General features: G+C 69.5%; 10 protein-coding genes and 2 pseudogenes. 4 read left to right on the top strand and 8 right to left on the bottom strand.

The genetic code is table 11. The annotated features are described in order from the left end of the window. Positions 1-218, bottom strand: a pseudogene (locus tag CEP50_RS19040) (hypothetical protein); the annotation flags it as partial. Between the two features lie 172 nt (positions 219-390). Between CEP50_RS19040 and murJ the strand changes: the two are divergent. Next, positions 391-2034 carry a murein biosynthesis integral membrane protein MurJ gene (gene murJ, locus CEP50_RS19035; RefSeq protein WP_106115294.1) on the top strand — a complete coding sequence of 548 codons (1644 nt, stop codon included), beginning with the start codon at positions 391-393 and terminating at the stop codon, positions 2032-2034. A 3-nt stretch (positions 2035-2037) separates the two neighbouring features. Here murJ and CEP50_RS19030 read toward each other — a convergent pair whose 3' ends face one another. Both CEP50_RS19030 and CEP50_RS19025 read right to left on the bottom strand, forming a co-directional pair. Next, positions 2038-2751 carry a type 1 glutamine amidotransferase gene (locus tag CEP50_RS19030; protein ID WP_181188461.1) on the bottom strand — a complete coding sequence of 238 codons (714 nt, stop codon included), beginning with the start codon at positions 2749-2751 and terminating at the stop codon, positions 2038-2040. Continuing rightward, entirely contained in the window at positions 2748-4118 is a 1371-nt protein-coding gene (locus tag CEP50_RS19025; protein ID WP_106115293.1) for a MurT ligase domain-containing protein, read from the bottom strand. Before CEP50_RS19025 ends, CEP50_RS19030 begins: the two co-directional genes overlap by 4 nt. An 880-nt stretch (positions 4119-4998) precedes the next feature. Here CEP50_RS19025 and CEP50_RS19020 point away from each other — a divergent pair. Continuing rightward, positions 4999-5418, top strand: coding sequence for a hypothetical protein (locus CEP50_RS19020; protein ID WP_258175426.1), 420 nt, complete (start codon positions 4999-5001; stop codon positions 5416-5418). A 30-nt stretch (positions 5419-5448) separates the two neighbouring features. Here the strand turns inward: CEP50_RS19020 and CEP50_RS19015 are convergent, their stop codons facing one another. Both CEP50_RS19015 and CEP50_RS19005 read right to left on the bottom strand, forming a co-directional pair. Continuing rightward, entirely contained in the window at positions 5449-6441 is a 993-nt protein-coding gene (locus CEP50_RS19015; protein ID WP_106115292.1) for a ring-cleaving dioxygenase, read from the bottom strand. Between the two features lie 642 nt (positions 6442-7083). Further along, positions 7084-7698: a GNAT family N-acetyltransferase gene (locus CEP50_RS19005; protein ID WP_106115291.1), complete on the bottom strand. Its 615-nt coding sequence runs from the start codon at positions 7696-7698 to the stop codon at positions 7084-7086. 2 nt (positions 7699-7700) lie between these two features. On the opposite strand from CEP50_RS19005, the gene CEP50_RS20795 reads away from it, so the two are divergent. After that, the gene (locus CEP50_RS20795) at positions 7701-8015 is read left to right on the top strand and encodes a hypothetical protein (protein WP_106115290.1); all 315 of its coding nucleotides are present in this window, start codon (positions 7701-7703) and stop codon (positions 8013-8015) included. Between the two features lie 261 nt (positions 8016-8276). Beyond that, positions 8277-8870 (top strand): dihydrofolate reductase family protein, encoded by a 594-nt coding sequence (locus CEP50_RS18995; protein WP_106115289.1) that lies wholly within the window; start codon positions 8277-8279, stop codon positions 8868-8870. A 439-nt stretch (positions 8871-9309) separates the two neighbouring features. On the opposite strand, the gene nrfD is transcribed toward CEP50_RS18995, so the two are convergent. From nrfD to CEP50_RS18980, 3 genes and pseudogenes are all read right to left on the bottom strand, one after another. Next, on the bottom strand, positions 9310-10251 hold the full coding sequence (nrfD, locus tag CEP50_RS18990; protein ID WP_106115288.1) for an NrfD/PsrC family molybdoenzyme membrane anchor subunit: 942 nt from the start codon (positions 10249-10251) through the stop codon (positions 9310-9312). After that, complete coding sequence (locus CEP50_RS18985; protein WP_106115287.1) at positions 10248-11159, bottom strand: 4Fe-4S dicluster domain-containing protein; 912 nt, start codon at positions 11157-11159, stop codon at positions 10248-10250. Before CEP50_RS18985 ends, nrfD begins: the two co-directional genes overlap by 4 nt. Then, positions 11149-13347 (bottom strand): annotated as a pseudogene (locus CEP50_RS18980) (molybdopterin dinucleotide binding domain-containing protein); the annotation flags it as partial. The gene CEP50_RS18985 and the pseudogene CEP50_RS18980, both read right to left, overlap by 11 nt. Positions 13348-13388: the final 41 nt, after the last annotated feature.

Here is a 13388-nt window from a genome sequence, read left to right as displayed (position 1 = left end):
CCCCCCAGTCTCTCCGGGTCCAGTGCCTCCCACTCGGCACCGTGACCCCGCCCCCCAGCCGGTGAGCGGCTCCACCCGCTGTGCACCCCGGGCAGGAACGCGAAACCGTACAAGCGACCGCGCAGCTCGCCCACGGCGCAGTCCACTCCCGCGCGCCACCAGCGCTCCAGCACCGCCACCTCGGGCGGAATTCTCGCCCCACCTCCGGAACCGTCCATCCCGACCCCCTCGTGCGCTGCGCAGAACGCCCGAAACCGAGTATGCGTCCCCGTGGGGGCCGCCGCAGCGCGTCCCCGGAAACGGGTGAATTCTTTTCGACGCCGCGTTCGGGCCGGTGGTTGGTTACCGTCGAACCACCCGGAATCCACCACGAACCGCACGGGGAGCTCCGTGGTCGAGCAGCAGAACCCACCGCGTGAACGGACCTCCTCGCTGGGCAGAGCCAGCGGGGCCATGGCCGTGGCCACACTGGCGAGCAGAGTCAGCGGCCTGTTCGCCAAACTGCTGCTGGTGTGGGTGCTCGGACTGGGGGTGGTCAACGACTCCTACACCGTGGCCAACACCCTGCCGACGGTGGTCAACGAGCTCCTGCTCGGCGGTGTGCTCACCAGCGTGGCCGTCCCCCTGCTGGTGAGCGCCCGCCAGAGGGGCGAGTCCGAAGGCGAGTCCTACGCCCAGTGGATGATCACCATGGGGCTGGTGCTGCTGGTCACGGCCACCGTGCTGGCCGTGGCCTCGGCTCCCCTGCTGACCGAGCTGTACCTGGGCCCCCACACCCGCGCCAACAGTGCCCTGACCACGGCTCTGGCCTACCTGCTGCTTCCCGGCATCGTCTTCTACGGGCTCTCGGCACTGTTGATGGCGATCCTCAACGTCCGCCAGGTGTTCGGACCTCCGGCGTGGGCCCCGGTGCTGAACAACGTGGTGATCACCGCCACGGTGCTGCTGTACACCGCCGTGCCCGGAACCGTCTCCCTCGACCCGGTGCGCATGGGAGAGCCCAAACTGCTGGTGCTCGGGCTCGGCACCATGTCCGGCATCGCCGCCCAGAGCCTGGTGATGGCGTTGTCCCTGCGCCGCACCGGTTTCCGTTTCCGCTGGAACTGGGGATGGGACCACAGGCTGTCCGAGTTCGGAGCCCTGGCCGGCTGGGTGCTCGTCTACACCCTGATCAGCCAGATCGGGATGATCGTGACCATCCGGGTCGCCGGTCAGGGCACCGCCGGCAGTGTGGCCACCTTCCACTACGCCTGGCTGCTGTCCCAGGTGCCCTACGGAGTGCTCGGTGTCTCCCTGCTGCAGGCGCTCATGCCCCGAATCAGCAGATCCGCCGACCAAGGGGACACCGGTGCCTTCGTCGAGGACCTCGGCCTGGGCGAACGGCTCAGCGCCCTGCTGCTGACACCGGTGAGTGCGCTCATGCTCACCGGCGGCCCCGTCATCGGCGTGGCCTTCTTCTCCCTGGGCCAGGGCAGCACGGCCGCCGCCGACCGCCTGGGGATGACCCTGGGGGTGGCGGCGGCCGGCATCGTGCCCTTCGCGATCACCATGTTGCAGCTGCGGGCGTTCTACGCGATGAAGGACGCCCGGACCCCGGCGGTGATCAATGCGGTCATGGTCGCCTTCCGTGCCCTGCTCTGCTACGGAATGCTGGTGACGCTGGATCCGCGGCACCTGGTGATCGGGGTGACCCTGGCCATGTCCCTGAGCTTCCTGCTCGGTGCCGTGATGGGGCAGCTGTGGCTGCACCTGCGTCTGGGCCCGGTCCAGACCCGACGCACCGTTGGCGGCATCGGGTGGGCCCTGTTGAGTTCGACCGCCGGATGTGTGCTCGCGGTGCTCGTGCTGCATCCGCTCTCCCCCAGCCTGGGCGCTCTCGGCGAGGTCCCCGGAGCCTGGGTCGACCTGGTGATCCGCACCGCGATCACCCTGGGGGTGGGCTTCGGTTCCATGCTGCTGCTGCCCGTGACCGAGACGGTGATCGCGCGGCAGCGGATCCGGCGGATGTGGCACCGCCGGCGCCGCGGCTGGTGAGGATCAGCTCCGCACCCGGAGGCGCCGCTCGCGCAGCTCGGTGAGTTCCGGAAACTCCGGCAACGGACTCAACCGTTCACCCACCGCCCAGGACAGCAGAACGTCGGCCAGTTCGGGGTTCCGCGCCAGGGCGGGACCGTGCAGATAGGTGCACACCACCCGCCCGCTGACGGCGCCCTCGGTGCCGCCGGTGCCGTTGCCGGTGCCGTGCAGCACCGTCCCCAGCGGACGGGTGTGCTCGCCCAATCTGCTTCGCCCCAGATGGTTCTCGAAGCCGCTCAGTGTTCCCACCCCGGCGAGTTCGCCGCGCGTGGACAGCTCACCGATGGCCCTGCGCTCGCCCGGTTCGGTCGTGATGTCGACCAGCCCCAGTCCCGACCGTGTTCGGCCGTCACCGGTGGTGAACGCGGTTCCCAGCACCTGTAGACCCCCGCAGACCCCCAGCACCACCGCTCCGGAGGCCACGGCCCGGTGCAGCCCGTCCCCTCGGGCCAGGAAGTCCACGGCGGCCTGCTGGGCGACGTCCTCGCCCCCGCCCAGCAGGTAGATCTCACAGCTCTCGGGAAGGGTCGTGTCCGAGGACAGCACGGTCACGATCTCCGCGGCGTAGCCGCGCCAGCGCAGCCGCTGGGCGAGCACCAGCGCGTTTCCCCGGTCCCCGTAGGTGCCGAGCAGGTCGGGAACCACGAGTGCGATGCGGACGGTGGATTCTGTCACGGTCTTTGCCTCTTGGAGAACAGATCGCGGAACGCGGTGTAGTTGGCGATGACTTCGACCGGCTCGTCGTTCCCTCCGTGGGAGGAGGCCCACCGCAACGCCTGGGACACCCCGGCGGAGGCGACCTCGCACGGGACTTCGGCGTAGCGCAGCCGGACGGCCAGGTCCAGCGCCCGTTCCCCCGCCACCACCACGGTGCGCCCGGCCAGTCGTTCGAAGTCGATGTCCCACAGCCAGGAGACGTCGTAGCCGTCGGCCTCTCTGCTGTTGACCACGAGCACCAGAGGACGTTCGTTCTCGGCGACCAGGTCGAGCATCTCCAGCCAGCTCGCCGGGTTCTTGGCCAACAACAGCCGCACGCTGTGCCCGGCCAGCAGAACCTGCTCGTAGCGCCCGTGGGCCTGCCGCAACGCGCGGACACGGTCCACGGCCTGACGGACCGGGATGCCCAGCACCGAGGCCGCGGCCACCGCGAAGGTCGCGTTGACCCTGTTGACCTGCCCGGGCAACGGCAGGGAGAGCTCCTCACGCAGCCCGTCCGGACCGATCAGCTCGGTGGTGCCGACCGTCCAGTCCGGGTGGGGACGACGCAGGCCGCAGGTGCAGTACCAGTCGGTGTCCTCGCGGTGCAGGAAGGCCCCGCACCGGGGGCAGTTGAGCGCGTCGTGCTTCCACCGGCACCCTCCGGACACCCAGGTCACCTCCGGATGGTCGGCGGCGGCCGAGACGATGTTGGGGTCGTCGGCGTTGGCGACCACCCTGGTTCGCGGGGCCCGGGAGAGCGCCGCGCGCAGGCTGGCCTCGACGGTGCGGATCTCGCCCACCCGGTCCAGTTGGTCGCGGCTGAGGTTCAGCAGCAGGATCGCCGTGGGAGCGAACCGTTCGGTCACCTGGGCCAGATGCAGTTCGTCGACCTCCAGTGCGGCGCGGTCCGCACCGGGATCGCCCATCAGGGCGGCGACGTGACCGTCGAGCATGTTGGCTCCGGTCGCGTTGCTGACCGACCGTCCCCCGGCGCGGAGCGCCTCGGCCACCATGTGGGTGGTGGTGGTCTTGCCGTTGGTGCCGGTGACCACGACCACGTGTTTGCCCGCCACGAGCTCGTCCAACAGGTCCGGTTGCAGCGCCAGGGCCACTCGTCCGCCGATGATGCCTCCGCTGCCGAGACGCAGTTTCCTGGAGGCGCCCGTGGCGAGTCGGCCCGCCGCCACAGCCAGGGCGGTACGCACCCGACGCAGGGGGGAGTCGTGCTCGGTGGGGAAGCCGCCCGGCGGAACGAGCCGCCAGCGTGACGGCCGGGCGGGCGAACACGACTCGTCCCGCCGGTGCTGTCCGGCTCGCGTGTCCTGGCGGGTCGTGTTCGTCATCGCCGGGTCCTTTCCGTACGGCAACGAGCGGGGGCGGGGTCCCCACGACGGGGCGCGGGGTGGTGCTCCACGGCCTCCTCCCTGGTTCCGGCACCGGTTCACCGTTGGTCGGTCCTTCGCCCGAGCGGGATGCCCGGATTGCCGTGGTCGGAACCGTTCCGCTCGTCTCGGTGGTGAAAAGCCGACCGTGCGGGGTCACGGTTTTTCCGTATCGGCACGAAACAGTGTACGGGGCGCGATCCTTTCGCGCTGTCCCGAATAAATTCGCAAAGATTTCACGTTGGCTCGTTCGAGGTTGCCTCTCCCAGGAAGAACCACCTCACTCGAAGAGGTGAAAACAGGAGATCGTCTTTCGACGTCATCGCGAATAGTGGCCCTCACCAGGGGCGATGATCTCCCCCGATTCGACGGGCACGGTGTCAACACACGATCGAGCAAAATGATTGTCACTGTGGGTGAGAACGATCAACGAGGTGGCGAAAACGGAAACGAACCGGCCTCGGCAGGACCGCTTGACTTCCGCACACACGTGCAACACGCTGACATTTCGGTACGGACACGAAAAACGCGCGGGACGGAAGGAACCCGCCCGAGATCCTCTCCGGGGAGGGGAACACATGGAAGGTGTCGTACTGGCCCTGCTGTCCGGCCTCGTGATCCTCGGTCTGCTGTGGACCGTGTGGGACCTCCGTATCGACCGCAGGAAACGCCGCAGACAGTGACGGCTTCGTGCGACAGTTCCCCCCGGAAGAGCACACTAGCGGTCCCGCACCCCCGCCTGTCAGGGGAACGATGCCACGCCACACGGCCCTCACCGGAGCCTAGTGCCGCGCGCCGGGAGCGGCAAGGGAGGGCCGAACCCCTGCTGACAGTCGCGGTCGTGCTGTTCACGGTCAACCACGCGCACGACGGTTTCAGTGGGGGGACGCTCGCACGGCAGTGGACCACCGGGAACATCGAGACGGGAACGGCCACCAGCGAGTTCCGCGTCGTGGAAGTGCTCGTCGGTGGTTCGTCCGTAGTGGCCCAAGCCCTCGCGGGGCTGGCGCTGGCGGTGTACGCCCTGGCGATGCTGCGAAGCGGACAGTACTCACGCGTGTTGTCCTGGCTGGGCCTGGTCAGTACCGTCGGGTGGTTTCTCGTCGGTTCGGCTCTGTTCCTGCGCCTTCCCGGAGTCTCGTTCGAGCTGCTGCTGCCTTTCGCGGGCCTGGCCACGGTGTGGGTGCTGGGCGTGGGAATCACCCTCGTGCGCCGGGGTTTCTCGCACACCTCGCCCGGTTTCTCCGAGTCCCCGACCTGAACCCGGTCCTCCACGGACACCGGCCCCGGGTCACGGGGTTTCCTCCGCCGGTGGTGGGGTGAAGGTGATCTCCTCGTCCGGGCCGGGCACACGGAGAGCGGGCAGCGAGCGTTCGATCTCGGCACGGGAGGGTTCCAGCCAGGGCGGCAGTTTCAGGGCCGTGCCCAGTTCCGGGAGTGGTTCGTCGACGGTGAAACCGGGAGGGTCGGTGGCGATCTCGAACAGCACCCCTCCCGGCTCACGGAAGTAGATCGAGCGGAAGTAGTGGCGGTCCAGCACGGGAGTGACGTCCACCCCGCTGTCGAGCAACACCTCGCGCCACTGACGCTGTTCGGCGTCGTCGGCGCTGCGCCAGGCTATGTGGTGCACCGTACCCGCCGCGACCACACCCAGCGGGGCTTCCGGGCTGCACCGGACGTCCACCATCGCCCCGGAACCTTCTCCGGCCGCGGCGAAACGGAACCTGGATCCGTCCTCCTCGACGAGCCGGAAACCGAGCGTTCCGGTCAACAGCTCCGCAGTGTGCTCATGACCGATTTCTGTCACGGTGACCGAGTGCAGCCCACGGATGGCGTACTCGGGAGGGATGGTGCCATTCTCCCACGGGCCACGCGAGTCCGCCCACGGATGCCCCACCAGCTCGATCAGCAGCCCGTCGGGGTCGGTCACCCGCAGCGCCTCCTCCTCGGAGCGGGCGGACGGAGAACCGGTCTCCACGTCGAGCCCGTCCAGGTGGCGCTGCCACCACCCCAACGAGTGCTGGGGAACCGAGAAAGCCACCGAGGTGGTCTGCCCGGCGCCCCGCCGTCCACGCGGCGCGTTCGGCCAGGGGAAGAACGTGATCAGCGTTCCCGGCTGCCCCGATTCGCCTCCGAAACACAGATGGTACGTGTCGGGAGCGTCGAAGTTGACGGTTCGCTTCACCAGACGCAGCCCCAGTGCCGTACGGTAGAAATCCACGTTGCGCTGCGGATCGGTGGCGATCGCGGTCACGTGGTGCAGACCGGTGGGCGTGCTCGGCATGGCTGCTGCCTCCCTCGTCGGAGCCCGCCGTGAACAGCGCCGCCCGGCGGGACCACTGCTGCCCGCCCACCATCGTCCGACATCCCCGCCGCCCCCGCAGTACCGAGCCCGGTGGGCATCCCGGCGGAAGAGCCCGGGCTGTCGCCGCGGCCGATGACGCGGGGATCCTGCCCTAAGTCACGTCAACCCCGTAGCCGGAGACCAAGAGTCATGAGCGCCCTCGATCTCAACACGGCCACACCATCGACGGGCAGGTCTGCTGAGGGCTCCCGCGCGCTCGCCCGGATGCTCAACGAAGGTTCGCCCCCTGGGTGATCGTGCTGATCCTGCCTGGGACCGTGGCCTGGCAGGTCACGCACGCGCTCGTACCTACAGCGCTCTGGGGAGTTCTCGTCGCACTGACAAGCAGCATCATCCCGAGGTCATCCTCGCCGTGACGTACTCTGCCCCCTCTGGGGGGACGGCGGTGCTCGTCGCCGCGGTCGGGTGGTCTCGGGTCGTCCTGAATGACCACACCTCGGCCCAGGCCACAGTGGGGGCGACCGTGGGCGGCGGTGTGTATGCCGCCCTGGTTCCTTAGAGGTGTGTGACGGGGTCTTCCGGTGGGCAGCTAGGGCCGGGCAGGCATCGAGGCGCTCCGGCTCACGTGGTATGTGCCCCTTGGGGAGCCCGCCACATCGTCCAGGTGAGCGGCCCGCCGTCGGGCACCGGGACCTCCGCCTGAACCTCGAAGCCGAAACGCCGGTAGATCTCCACGTTCCGTTCGTCCGAGGTTTCCAGGAAGGCCGGAACGCCGGCACGGTCGGCCTCCCGCAGTCCGGCCCGGATCACCGCCCCGGCCAGCCCCTGGCCCTGCCGGCCGGGCTGCACCCCGACGGTGCCGAGAAACCACACCGGATCCCGGGGGCGATGGGGAGCCAGCGCGGTTTCGGCCCGTTCGAAGTGCTCCCACCGGTCGCCGGCCAACTCGACGAACCGATCGGTCAGCTCGGTGAACACCGCCTCCACTCCCGTGCTCTCCGGCGTGGTCCACACCGACACCGCCTCGCATCCCGGGGTGACCCACACCCGGCCGTGTTCCAGACCGATGCGGGAGACGAACAGGCGTTGGAACTCCGCCAACCGCCGCTCGTGCTCGTCAGCGGCGATCACGTGTCGCGTCCAGGGATACTCGGCGAAGGCGCGGCACAACGTCCGCACGGCCGCTTCCACGTCCTCGCTCCGGGCGGGACGTGCCTGCGGGGAAACAGTGGTCACGAGTGAACCTCCGGGACTCCACGGAAACGATCACCGCGATACTACTCGCCCGCACCGGCTCCAACCCACGCTATTTCGGCCAGCACGGCAGGGGCATGACCTGGCTGAACTACGTCAACGACCAGGTCACCGGCCTCGGCGGGATCGTGGTCATCGGCACCGTCCGCGACGAGGACCTCGCCCGCATCTCCCCGCTCGGGTGGCGCCACGTCAACATACAACGCCGCTACCGACCCCGACGACGAACTCGGAACCTCTGTACCCGGAGGGGATCGACCAGCGGGACGCATAGATCCGCTCGTCTCGACGCCGCATGAGGCACGCGAGTGAACCTCCGCAGTGCTCGACCAACGCTCGCCAAGCACACGCCGAGCGGCTGCGCGTCACGCTCGTGTCCACGCTGGCGATGGCATGCTCTTCGAGATGCGCGCGATATTATCACCCGGTATCGGCATCAGGCAGCGCGGTCGCCAGTGTCCGCTTCAGCGATAAGTTCTGGACTCACCGCCCATCCAACCCTGTAACGCCGGGTGCCATGACGCATCGGGGGCCACCAACAGTACAGAAAGGTCACGATCATGTCTGAACTCCTCGTAGACTTCATCACCTCCCTCGACGGCAACGCGTCAGCTGAGGGCTGGCCAGGATGGTGGGGGCTGGAAGGACCCGAATATCTCGGTTGGCTCGGCGAGCAGCCCGAGGTCACCTACCTGATGGGAGCGAACACTTACCGCCAGATGTCAGGCTTCGCCGCTGGCGAGGCGCCGGAGGGCCTAGACGAGTTCAGGGCCGAAGAGGAGGCGTCCGTCGACGAGCTCACGCAAGCGTCCAAGGTGGTGTTCTCTTCCTCGCTCGAGGAGCCACTGACGTGGGCCAACTCCACGCTCGTCCACGACGATGCCGTCGAGACGGTCCGGGTCATGAAGGAGAACGGCTCGGGGCTCCTGAGCACAATCGGCAGCCTCAGTCTGTGCCGGTCGCTACTAGGAGCCGGACTCGTCGATCGCTTCCGAGTGGTCATGTTCCCGGTGATCACCGGGGCCACGGGAGCTGAGCGCATCTACGACGGTTACCCGGACGTCGCCCTCGAGATGATCGACCACCGAACCTTCGATGGGCGTATTCAATTGGTCGAATACCGCCCCACCGTGCTCGTGCCCCGGGATACGTGACCGTGTGTCAATAGCGGAACCCCCACCGGTGAAACTCTCAATTGTCGGGGCTAACCGTACGGTCCGTACCCCATGAGCGCCACGATCATCGCGTACAAGATTCCGGTGATCGCCAGCGACAGCACGACCGGCGCCGCCAGCACACCCCCGAGAAAATGCAGTCGCCACAGCAACGGCCGTAACGCCGCCCGCTGCTGGGCTCCCGACCTCCCTCACCGGCCGGATGGGGAGTCCGTGTCGGCCCGACCGGTGGGCGCGCTGTCGTGCTCCCGTGTCATCGCGTGTCTCCTGCCCGCTGCGGACCCGTCGTGTCACCGAACCGGTCGCGCCCGGACACAACCCGGTTCCCAACCGGAAGACGCGCATGACGCGGATCACCGCAGCGAGTCCCGCGTCGCCGCGTGGATCCCCCAGCCCCCGGTGGGCGTGCTCCTGCCGCTCACCCCTCGCTCCGGCCGTCCCTCCGGGCCCGTTCCCGCTGCGGCACCACCGTGTAGTACGGGTCCCGCGCGGTCACCCGCCCGGCCTCGAACACGCCGTAGCGGGTCGCCGCCGCGGCCGCCGTGCCGCACACCCCCGCCAACCAGGCGGCCGTCCCGCCACGCCCGGCACGCAGCGCCGCCCCCGCAGCGACCACGGCCAGCGCGCGGGCCGCCCGCAGCACGGTGCCGGGCCGGCCGGTGCGGTAGGCCTCGGAGATCCTGCCCGCCCTGCGCTCCATCAGCAGACCGGAGGCCAGCTCGCCCGCGGCACCGAGGACGGTCATGCGTCGGGCGGGCCGTGACTGCTCCGGCGGTGTCGACGCCGTGGCCAGCGCCCCGGCACCCAGCACCGCGCTGGAGGCGAACACGAAGGGAAGTTCACGGTGCACCTCGTGCCAGCCGGGAACCGCCGTGTCGGCGAGCAGCACGGCGGTGTAGGTGGTCATCCCCGTGCCCAGCACGGCGGAGACCGCCGAGGCCGGCCCGGCGAGGAAGGGAGCGATCCCGGTGACCTCCGAGGCCGCCACCGCCGTGGTCACCGCCGAGAACGGCGCGAGGATCCAGGACCCCACACTCAACGGGGAGGTCGGTTTGAACACGCGCAGCATGTTCAGAAACCGCGCCGGGCGTCCGAGATCGTGCACCAGGGCCAACACACTGGCGGCCGAGCCGCCCGCCGCGCACAACCTCCCCACCCGACGCAGCCGAGTCTGCCCCCGGGCCCCGGCCGCCGCGGCCATGACCGCCGAGGCTCCCGCCGTGCCACCGAGATAGAGGTAGGCCGGCACGTCCGGCACCTTCCAGGTGGGTTCCTTGATGACGGGACGGCCGTAGTAGGACCGGAAGGGCGGCCGGTCCTCGACGGGCCGCCGTGTCGCCTCCACATCCCCGGAACTCACCGGCCACCTCCCCAAAAACACCCCACCACGGCCGCCGCGGCCGCCACCGCCGCCCCGGCCGCGCACAGGGCCATCCTGGGCAGATCCCGCGTGGTCACCACCGGGTCCGGAGGCAACCCGTAGACCTCCGGCTCGTCCAGCAGCAGGAAGAACGCCCCGTCACCGCCCACCCCGTCGTCGGGCTCGTGCCCGTAGAGCCGGGCCTCACTGATCCCCTGCTCGTGGAGCTGCTCGACACGGTGCTGGGCACGCTGCCGCAGCTCCTCCAACGGCCCGTACTGGATGGACTCGGTGGGACAGGCCGTGGCACAGGCGGGAGCCAACCCGTCCCCCAGCCGGTCCTGGCAGAGCGTGCACTTGAACGCTCCCCCGTCGGAGGGCCGCACGTCGATCACCCCGTACGGGCAGGCGGGCACACAGTAGCCGCACCCGTTGCACACCTCGTCCTGCACCACCACGGTGCCGTGCTCACTGCGGAACAACGCCCCCGTGGGACACACGTCCAGGCAGGCGGCATGGGTGCAGTGCTTACACACGTCCGAGGACATCAGCCAACGCAGCTCCCCGGACTCCTCCGCCCCGGGGACTGCGGAACCCCCCATGCCGGGCATCCCGAGATCCACCCGGGCCCGGCTGGCCGGGTCGATGCGCTGTTCGACGAAGGCCACGTGCCGCCAGGTGCTGGCCCCCAGCTCACCGGTGTTGTCATAGGACATGCCGGTCAGCTCCAGACCGTCCTCCGGCAGCAGGTTCCACTCCTTGCAGGCGACCTCACAGGCCTTGCACCCGATGCACACGCTGGTGTCGGTGAAAAACCCCACCCGCGGCGGATGCTCCGCCGGATACCCCGCCTCACGGCTCGGATCCGCCAACGGCCCGCTGAGGCGGTTGAGGGCGTCATCGGTCATCGTGCTCCCCTTCCTCGTCCTCCCCGTACCCCTCCGAACGGGCGGCGCCCTCGACACGTGTGGTCCCGGTCCGCTCGGTGATCCCGGCCCGCCGCCGGTAGTCGGCCAACAGCCGGTGCAGCTCTCGCCCGCGCGGACGCCTGCCCGCGAGAACGTCGCAGGTCCCCGCCTTGGTCTCCATGATGTGCACGTTGGGATCCAAGGCCACCCCGATCAGCTCGTTGGCCGCGTCCCCGGTGGTCAAGCCGTTCGCCCCCCAGTGCCAGGGCAGACCGATCTGGTGCAGGACGGTGCCGCCGAGACGCAGCGGACGCATCCGCGGGGTGACCAGCACCCTGGCCTCGATCGCGGCGCGGGCGGTGACCACCGTGGCCCACTGCCCGTGAACGAGCCCACGCTGCTCGGCCACCTCAGGGGAGACCTCCACGAACATGGCCGGGGCCAACTCGCTCAGATGCGGCAGCCACCGGCTCATCCCGCCCGCGGTGTGGTGTTCGGTGAGCCGGAAGGTGGTGAACACGTACGGAAAGACCTCCGAACCCGGTTCGGCCCCGCTGGGCTGGTACGGGTTCTCCGGCCGCGGATGGATCTGCCGGGCCGGGTTGCGCTGCACCCCGTGGAGAGGGTTGGACAGCGGGGACTCCTGGGGCTCGTAGTGCGTGGGAAGCGGACCGTCCACCATGCCCGTCGGCGCGTACAGCCAGGCCCGCCCGTCGCTCTGCATGACGAACGGTTCGTCTCCGCGCAGCGCCTCCGGGCCGACCGCGTCCGGGCCGGGTTCGTGGTCCGGCGGTGTGGCGGCGTCGAAGTCGGGCACGTCGTGGCCGGTCCAGCGTCGCCGTTCGGCATCCCACCACACGTAGGCCTTGTGCGCGCTCCACGGGTTACCCCGGGGATCCGCGGAGGCACGGTTGTACAGGAGACGTCGGTTGGCCGGCCAGGCCCAGCCCCACTCGGGGGCCACCCAGGACTGTTCCTGGCCCGGCCGCCGCCGGGCCGCGCGGTTGACCTCCCCGGCGTAGACCCCACAGTAGATCCAGCAGCCGCAGCGTGTGGAGCCGTCGGAACGCAGCTGGGTGTAGGCGGACAGGGCGTTGCCGGTCTCGTCGACGCCGTTGATCTCCCGCAGCACCGCCGCCGCGCTGGGTTCGGCGATCTCCCCCTCGGTGGGGTAGTCCCAGGTCAGTTCGAGCACCGCGCGGTCGCGTCGCCGCTGCCGTGGGTCGCGGTGGTGCTGACGGGCGGCCAGCTTGGCGCGGATCCTGACACCGAGGTGGTAGTAGAACCACAGGTCGCTGCGCTGGTCGCCGACCGGTTCGACCGCCTTGTGGTGCCACTGCAGCATCCGCTGGGTGTTGGTGAAGGTGCCGTCCTTTTCGGTGTGTGCCGCCGCGGGCAGGAAGAACACCTCCGTACCGATCCGTTCCGGACCGGTCTCGCCGTCGACGACCTCGGGTCCGTCCTTCCAGAAGGTGGCGGTTTCGATCAGGTTCAGGTCACGCACCACCAGCCAGTCCAGACTGGCCAGTCCCATCCGCTGCTGGCGGGAGTTGGCCGTTCCCACCGCCGGGTTCTCCCCGACCACGAAGTAGCCCCGCACCTTCCCGTCGATCTGGTCCATCACGGTGCGGAAGTTGCCGTGGTCACCGGTCAGCCGCGGCAGCCGGTCGAAACAGAAGTCGTTGTCGGCCACGGCATGCTCGCCCCACCACGCCTTGAGCAGGCTGACCAGGTAGCTGCGCATGTTGGCCCAGTAGCCCTTGGCGGCGCTGTCGGCGGCCACGAAGGACTCCAGGTCGAGGTGGGGGTGCGCCTGGGGCATGGGGATGTAGCCGGGCAGCAGGTCGAACAGCGTGGGGATGTCGGTGGACCCCTGGATGCTGGCGTGCCCACGCAACGCGAGGATCCCCCCGCCTGGTCTGCCGATGTTGCCCAACAGCAGCTGCAGGATCGAGGCCGCCCTGATGTACTGCGCGCCCACCGTGTGGTGCGTCCAGCCCACCGCGTAGGCGAAGGCCGAGGTGCGCTCCCGCCCCGAGTTCGCCACCAACGCCTCGGCGACCTGCCGGAAACGGTGCCGGTCCACTCCGCAGGCCCGCTCCACGAACTCCGGCGTGTAACGGGCGAAGTGGCGTTTGAGGATCTGGAACACGCAGCGCGGGTGGCGCAACGTCGGATCGAGCTCGGGCGGGCCCGTCTACCGGGGGGTACCCGAGCTCGATCCGACGT

Origin of the sequence: Actinopolyspora mortivallis (assembly GCF_003001495.1) — a bacterium.
Classification (GTDB): domain Bacteria; phylum Actinomycetota; class Actinomycetes; order Mycobacteriales; family Pseudonocardiaceae; genus Actinopolyspora; species Actinopolyspora mortivallis_A.
The sequence above is the reverse complement of the archived record's forward strand: the minus strand, read 5'-3'. Positions and strand labels throughout refer to the sequence as shown.

Coding starts and splice junctions, on each gene's coding strand:
- CEP50_RS18995 (WP_106115289.1), top strand. CDS start 8,277: ATGTCTGAACTCCTCGTAGACTTCATCACCTCCCTCGACGGCAACGCG.
- CEP50_RS19025 (WP_106115293.1), bottom strand. CDS start 4,118: ATGACGAACACGACCCGCCAGGACACGCGAGCCGGACAGCACCGGCGG.
- CEP50_RS19015 (WP_106115292.1), bottom strand. CDS start 6,441: ATGCCGAGCACGCCCACCGGTCTGCACCACGTGACCGCGATCGCCACC.
- CEP50_RS18985 (WP_106115287.1), bottom strand. CDS start 11,159: ATGACCGATGACGCCCTCAACCGCCTCAGCGGGCCGTTGGCGGATCCG.